11 protein-coding genes are annotated in these 6,441 nt (G+C 66.8%); 3 read left to right on the plus strand and 8 right to left on the minus strand.

Features of this window, described 5'->3' with window-relative positions:
• Nucleotides 1-64 precede the first annotated feature (64 nt).
• Nucleotides 65-703, minus strand: a complete 639-nt coding sequence (locus BFF94_RS26430; protein WP_128843187.1) for a peroxiredoxin — start codon at nucleotides 701-703, stop codon at nucleotides 65-67.
• A 318-nt stretch (nucleotides 704-1,021) separates the two neighbouring features.
• Between BFF94_RS26430 and BFF94_RS26435 the strand changes: the two genes are divergently transcribed.
• From BFF94_RS26435 to BFF94_RS26445, 3 genes are all read left to right on the plus strand, one after another.
• Nucleotides 1,022-1,324, plus strand: a complete 303-nt coding sequence (locus BFF94_RS26435; RefSeq protein ID WP_128843188.1) for an ElaB/YgaM/YqjD family protein — start codon at nucleotides 1,022-1,024, stop codon at nucleotides 1,322-1,324.
• 123 nt (nucleotides 1,325-1,447) lie between these two features.
• Entirely contained in the window at nucleotides 1,448-1,837 is a 390-nt protein-coding gene (locus BFF94_RS26440; protein WP_128843189.1) for a phage holin family protein, read from the plus strand.
• Nucleotides 1,838-1,880: 43 nt separating this feature from the next.
• Complete coding sequence (locus BFF94_RS26445) at nucleotides 1,881-2,321, plus strand: DUF3318 domain-containing protein (RefSeq protein WP_128843190.1); 441 nt, start codon at nucleotides 1,881-1,883, stop codon at nucleotides 2,319-2,321.
• Nucleotides 2,322-2,375: 54 nt separating this feature from the next.
• On the opposite strand, the gene BFF94_RS26450 is transcribed toward BFF94_RS26445, so the two are convergent.
• From BFF94_RS26450 to BFF94_RS26480, 7 genes are all read right to left on the minus strand, one after another.
• Nucleotides 2,376-2,822, minus strand: coding sequence for a type IV pilin protein (locus BFF94_RS26450; RefSeq protein ID WP_128843191.1), 447 nt, complete (start codon nucleotides 2,820-2,822; stop codon nucleotides 2,376-2,378).
• Nucleotides 2,819-3,292: a hypothetical protein gene (locus tag BFF94_RS26455; RefSeq protein ID WP_372454330.1), complete on the minus strand. Its 474-nt coding sequence runs from the start codon at nucleotides 3,290-3,292 to the stop codon at nucleotides 2,819-2,821. Before BFF94_RS26455 ends, BFF94_RS26450 begins: the two co-directional genes overlap by 4 nt.
• A gap of 191 nt (nucleotides 3,293-3,483) precedes the next feature.
• Nucleotides 3,484-4,317, minus strand: a complete 834-nt coding sequence (locus BFF94_RS26460) for a PilW family protein (protein WP_128843192.1) — start codon at nucleotides 4,315-4,317, stop codon at nucleotides 3,484-3,486.
• Complete coding sequence (locus tag BFF94_RS26465; protein ID WP_219140051.1) at nucleotides 4,307-4,696, minus strand: type IV pilus modification PilV family protein; 390 nt, start codon at nucleotides 4,694-4,696, stop codon at nucleotides 4,307-4,309. The genes BFF94_RS26460 and BFF94_RS26465 overlap by 11 nt, the downstream gene beginning before the upstream one ends.
• A 17-nt stretch (nucleotides 4,697-4,713) precedes the next feature.
• Complete coding sequence (locus BFF94_RS26470; protein WP_246637412.1) at nucleotides 4,714-5,244, minus strand: GspH/FimT family pseudopilin; 531 nt, start codon at nucleotides 5,242-5,244, stop codon at nucleotides 4,714-4,716.
• Nucleotides 5,245-5,430: 186 nt separating this feature from the next.
• Nucleotides 5,431-5,910 carry a transcriptional regulator NrdR gene (gene nrdR / locus BFF94_RS26475; RefSeq protein WP_034206522.1) on the minus strand — a complete coding sequence of 160 codons (480 nt, stop codon included), beginning with the start codon at nucleotides 5,908-5,910 and terminating at the stop codon, nucleotides 5,431-5,433.
• Between the two features lie 6 nt (nucleotides 5,911-5,916).
• On the minus strand, nucleotides 5,917-6,441 hold a 525-nt coding region (locus BFF94_RS26480), incomplete at its 5' end, for a PLP-dependent aminotransferase family protein (protein WP_504740299.1).

The following is a 6,441-nucleotide window of genomic DNA, read 5'->3' on the forward strand; positions in this document are numbered from 1 at the left end:
CGTTTTTCGTCGGAGCCGCGATCCGGGCCGCCGGCCCGGTACCGCGTTCGCGTGCAGCCGATGCTTACTTGTTCGGCTGCGGCGTGAGGCGCAGATACGGACGCACCGCGTTGAAACCCTTCGGGAAGCGCTTCTTCAGCTCTTCCGGATCCTGCAGCGACGGCACGATCACGACGTCGTCGCCGTCCTTCCAGTTGCCGGGCGTCGCGACCTTGTAGTTGTCGGTCAGTTGCAGCGAGTCGATCACGCGCAGCACTTCGTCGAAGTTGCGCCCCGTGCTGGCCGGGTAGGTGATGGTGAGCCGCACCTTCTTGTTCGGGTCGATCACGAACAGCGAGCGCACCGTCAGCGTTTCGTTCGCGTTCGGGTGGATCATGTCGTACAACTGCGAAACCTTGCGATCCGCGTCGGCGATGATCGGGAAGCCGACGATCGTCGACTGCGTTTCGTTGATGTCGTTGATCCAGCCCTTGTGCGATTCGACGCCGTCGACCGACAGCGCGATCACCTTCACGTTGCGTTTCTCGAATTCGCCCTTCAGCTTCGAGGTGAGCCCCAGCTCCGTCGTGCACACCGGCGTGTAGTCGGCCGGGTGGGAGAACAGGACACCCCAGCCGTCGCCGAGCCACTCGTGAAACTTGATGGGGCCCAGGCTCGATTCCTGCTCGAAATCCGGTGCGATGTCGCCAAGACGCAGACTCATGATGTTCCCTCCTCGAACGATGCTGGTTGAACCCACGCGCTGGATAGCGCGGGACAGCCTGTCAGCTTACGGGAAGCCATGGGCCGTGCGAACGATTATTCCGTTCGATATTCATACTTTTTTGTCATTTTTGCCTGGTGTCGGAGCCGGACGGACGGCCACGATGGAAACTTTTCACCCCGTTTGCCGCTCTGTTATTGATTACAGATCGTTTACCATGCGGTCTTGCACTGTCGCCGTGTGTCTTCCCGGCTCGCCAGCAGGCAGGTGTTTCGCTACGATGTGAACCTGCAGCATGACAGCACGAAGGGAGTTGCAATGTCGGAAATCAACAAGGAGAAACTGATGTCGGATATCAAAACCGTTCTCTCGGACGCCGAAGACCTGCTCAAGCAAGCCGCGAGCAGCACGGGCGACCGTGCGGCCGAGCTCCGTGAAAAGGCCATGTCGCGCCTGAAGCAGGCCAAGGAAAAGGCAGCCGACGTCCAGGTCGTGGTGGTCGAGAAAGGCAAGAAGGCCGCGCGCGCGACCGACGATTACGTGCACGAGCATCCGTGGACGTCGATCGGCGTCGCCGCCGGCATCGGCGTGCTGGTCGGCCTGCTGATCAACCGCAAGTAACGCGCTCTGCGCCGTTTCGTCCCGCGGGCCGCGTCGCGCGGCCCGCGGGCGTCGAAGCCTGCCGGCGGTTGCCACCGGCCAGCTTTGCCCTAGCTGCTCATTGCACGCGCAAGCACCTCATTCATGACGACAGACACCACCTCGCAGCCGTCCGGCCAAGGACCGCTGCGCCGCCTCGTCGGCTCCGCGATCGGACTTCTGCAAACGCGCCTCGAACTGGTGGGCATCGAGCTTGCCGAGGAGAAGGAGCGCCTGATGGGCGTGCTGTTCCTCGGGCTCGCCGCGATGATGCTCGCGACGATGGCGCTCATCAGCCTGACCGTGCTCATCACGATCGCGTTCTGGGATACCTATCGCTGGCAGTCGCTCGCGGCGATCACCGCGCTGTATGCCGTGGGCGGCATCGTATGCGCGCTGAAGGCACGCTCGGGCCTGCGCGATGCGCCGACCGTGTTCGAGTCGACGCTCGCCGAACTCGACAAAGACCGCGAACTGTTCCGCGGCAAGCCGTGAACGCAGTCGCGCTCACCCCTCCCACCTACTTCGCCGACGCGCCATGAGCCAGAACATCACGGGCAATTCACCCCGCTCCCATTCGTCGCGATCGAACTGGAGCGCGTCGCAGCATCGCGCGCTCCGCAAGGAATTGCTGATCCTGCGATCCGAAGTCGAGCGGCTCGAACTCGCGGAAGCCGCCGGCGAAATGCGCCAGGCCGTCACGCGCTTCAGCTGGCTCAAGGTGTTCATCCCCGGCCTGTCCGGCACCAGGTTCAGCCAGTCCGCAAAAAACCTGAACGCGAGCCTCGGCCAGCTCGTCAACCAGTATCCGATGCTGAGTTCGCTCGCATCGCTCGTGCTGGCGAAACCCGTTCGCTCGCTGCTGCGTGCGAGCGCGGGCCCCGCGCTGAAGTGGGGCACGCTCGGCTTCGCCGCATGGGAGGTCTACCGGATCTGGAAACAGTCCCGCGACGAGCGCCGGCCCGACACGCACGACTGACCATCGACATCCTGCGCGCGCGGCCATGCGCCGTCGCGCGCCTTTCGTGCGAACTCAACGCACGCCCCAGCAAGCAGCATCCGGTTCGTCGGCGCCATCCCGCCGCGCATTGCCTTTCGTCCCGTCCGAGCGCAGCGTGAATGCGCCGCATGCATCGTCGTGCATCGGGCCGCTACCGAGCGGGCTTGCGTCCAGTTCGTAGCTCACCGGCGAATCGTCGCCGTCCGGCCGCCTGAGCGTCAATCGATAGGCCGCGCGCCCGTCCGGCGGCGCCTGTGCAAGCGCGTCCGGCAATGCCGAAGGCGGCGCGCCATCCAGCATTTCGAGATATTGGGCTGCCCGGTACAGCGCGGAAACGGCCGACGCGCGATGAACGCGCACGACATGCTCGCGATACGACGGGATGCCCCAGCCGGCCAGCACCGCGACGATCGCCAGCACGATCATCAGCTCGATCAGCGTGAATCCGTCCGATCGGTACATGGACGTGCGACCGTTCATCGAAGCACCGTCGCAACACGACGCCAGCGCAACGCGACGATGCGTCCGTCGCGTATCGCGACCTGATGTTGCAGCCAGACGGCGCTCGACGCATGCGCACCGACGCCCCGCGCGGTGACGAGGTACATGCGGCCATCGGCCGGCCTTGCCCCGCGCCACGCTTCGATCAGGCATCGCGGCGGCTGCGCCGCCATCGGCCATCCGGCGAACGGCGCGAACGCTTCGGCGGCCGCCAGCGCCGGCATGCGCCGCCACGCGTCGGGCTCCGCGTGCGATTCGCCCTCGTTCACGTAGGGGGCCGAGCCACGGCGCAATCGCGCGGTGCACGCCGCAAGCGCGGCATCGGCCGCGTGAAATGCGATCAGCCGATCGGACAACGCACGCGTGCGGCGCGATTCCGTCAGCGCGGCTTCGAACCATGTGCCTGTCAGCGCCGCGACCGCCGCACCGACCGCGATCACCGCGGGCAATGCAAGGCCCGCGTCGCGACGCCAATTAGGATCGGCCGACCGGACGCGTCCTTGCGGCTCGCACCGGTTCGTTGCCAGGCCACCCGCACATGCAGCCCGCCGCGGCTCGTCGCCGCCTGCCGCGATACGCCCTTGCACGTTGTCCGCCGCAACGCGCCGCGATATCTCCCGCGCGTATCGCCCTGCTCCGCTCATCGCAGCACCTTGCGTGCATCCATCGCATCACGCAACGTATCGTCGAATGCGAGCGTGGAATTCCTCAACGCGACGATACGATCGAGCGTCAAACGTGCGCGGCCGTCCCGTGCAACGACAGTGCGGCCGTCGCAGTCGACGTGGCGCGCCGGCTCGCGCATCGGCTCGCCGCGGGCCTGCACGCAGACATGCACGGCCACGACATCGCGCCAGTCGTCGACACGCATGGCATCGGCATCGACGAACTGCGTGCCGCCGCGACGAAGATAGCGCACGCGCAACTGATCGATTCCCGACACGACGGGCTGTGGCGTGCCCAGGCGGCCGTTTCCTTCGCAATACAGTTCGGGCTCGCCCGTCGACGGGCTGACATGCGCATCGAAGCGATTCTCCACCGGCGCACGTTCGCCGGACACGCCGACACCCTGCCCGAGGCAATCCGACACCTGGCCGCTCACTGTCGGCCACGTCGACACGGCATCGCCGACATACCGGATCAGCAACGCGTCCGACGAAGCGCGTACGGGCTCGCACCGCACCTGTGCGCCGTCGCCCCTCACGCGCGCCATCGAGCAGCCGAACACGGGCGGCAGCGATGACGCACCTTGAGCATCGAGCGGCCGGAATCCTGCCATCTGGATCTGCTGGCCGATCAGCATCAGCGCGGTGCCGGCCGCGTCGCGCATCTGGAACCCGTCTTCCGCGCGCTGCTGTGCGACGCGCTGCGTGTGGTACAGCGCACCGGCCGCCGCGAGTACGAGAAGGCCGACGGTCATCGCAATCAACACTTCGACCAGCGTATGCGCACGCATGCGGCGATCAGCGTTCATCGGCGCCAGTCTCCCGAAACGGAATCCGGATACATGACGGCGGCTGTGCCGACACGCCTGCGGCTTCGCACCGCGACGGCGCGGCCGCATGGCCGCCGCGCCAGCCGACAATCGCATAGCGGACACCGCCCGGCCCGCCATCGAGCGTCATCGCACCGCCGGGCAACGATGCAGCCGCCAGCGCCGCGAGACCGTCGCCGGCCCCCGCGGCTGCATGCAGGCGCTCGATACGCGCATCGGCCAGCCACAGCGCGCGTTCGCGCCAGATCGTCGCCCGCTGCGCACGCGCCATCGCGAGCTGGCTGCCGGCCACCGCCAGCATCACGGTCGCGAGCAGCGCGATGGCCAGCATCGCCTCGATCAGCGACGTGCCGCGCATTACGTTGCGCACGGCGATCACGCCGCGTCGCAGCGGCCGGCGACAATCCGCGCCCGGCCGCCCGCCGCAATCCGCACGCAACGCGATGTGCGCGCATCGTCGGCCCCGGACACGCCACGTCGCGGACGCAATTCGAAACGCCGGATTCCGCCGACCGCCTGACCGACCGGCGGCGCGAACGCCAGATCGTGCGCTGCGCCCGCAACCGCCACTTCGGCATCGCGCGGATAGCGCCGCAAAACGCGTGACTGCCCGTCGACCTGCCCGCTGACGATCCAGTCGCACGACCATTCGGCCGGGTCGCACCGCTCACCGGCACGCAAGCAGGTGCCGCCGCTCCCGGCCCGGCACAGCGTGACCCGCACGCCGAGACGCGTCGCCTCGGTACGCGCAAATGACAGTGCGCCGAGCAACGCACGCGAGCGCGCATCCACGCGTTCGCGCATGCGCCACTGGTCGAACGCGGGCGCCGCATAAAGCGCGAGCCCGGACGCCAGCGAGATGGCGACCATCAGCTCGACGAGCGTGAACCCGCTCGAGCGTCGCATCAGGTTTTTCAAGAATTGAGAGCGCAGCCCCATCGCAGCCGTCCTCCGCCAAGGTGATGGGACGACTGTAGCGATGCGTGCGGACGCACGCCATTTGCCGAACGGCCGACTGGCGGCATGCGATCGCGACCGACACAATCGGCGCGAACCGAACCAATGGAGAAGACGATGAACGGACGCAGCGCGTCAGCGCTTACGCGGGGTCTTGGCGGGAGAGGTGCGACGGAACTCTTCGATCACGTCGGCAAATTCGGAGACGTCCTCGAACTGGCGATACACCGATGCGAAGCGGACATAAGCGATCGTATCGAGGCCGCGCAACTCGTTCATCACGAGTTCGCCGAGCTTCTCGCTACGCACTTCACGCTCGCCTGTCGCGAGCAGTTGATACTCGATGCGGGCGACCGCCGCGTCGATCGCATCAGCGGCAACCGGCCGCTTGCGCAGCGCGAGTTGCATGCTGGCGACGATCTTGCGACGGTCGAATTCCGTGCGGCTGCCGTCCTTCTTCACGACGAACGGCAGGGACAGCTCGACCCGCTCGTACGTCGTGAAGCGCTTGTCGCAAGCCGAGCAGCGACGGCGCCGCCGAATCGCGGCGCCATCTTCGGACACGCGCGAGTCAACGACCTGCGTGTCGTCATGCCGGCAGAACGGGCAGCGCATCGTCGATCAGCGATAGACCGGGAAACGCTGGGTCAGCTCGGCGACCTGCGCGCGCACGCGCTCGATCGTCGCTGCATCTTCAGGGTTCTCCAGCACGTCCGCGATCAGGTTGCCCACCTTCTCCGCTTCCGCCGGCCCGAAGCCGCGCGTCGTCATCGCCGGCGAACCCAGGCGCACGCCGCTCGTCACGAACGGCTTTTCCGGATCGTTCGGGATCGCGTTCTTGTTCACCGTGATGTGTGCCGCGCCCAGTGCCGCTTCCGCCGCCTTGCCCGTGATGTTCTTCGCGCGCAGGTCCACCAGCATCACGTGGCTTTCCGTGCGGCCCGACACGATCCGCAGCCCGCGCTTCACCAGCGTCTCCGCCAGCACGCGCGCGTTTTCGACCACCTTCTCCTGGTACGCCTTGAACTCCGGCGACAGCGCTTCCTTGAATGCCACCGCCTTCGCCGCGATCACGTGCATCAGCGGGCCGCCCTGGATCCCCGGGAAGATCGCCGAATTGATCGGCTTCTCGTACTCCGCCTTCAT

The organism is Burkholderia catarinensis (assembly GCF_001883705.2).
Lineage (GTDB): Bacteria > Pseudomonadota > Gammaproteobacteria > Burkholderiales > Burkholderiaceae > Burkholderia > Burkholderia catarinensis.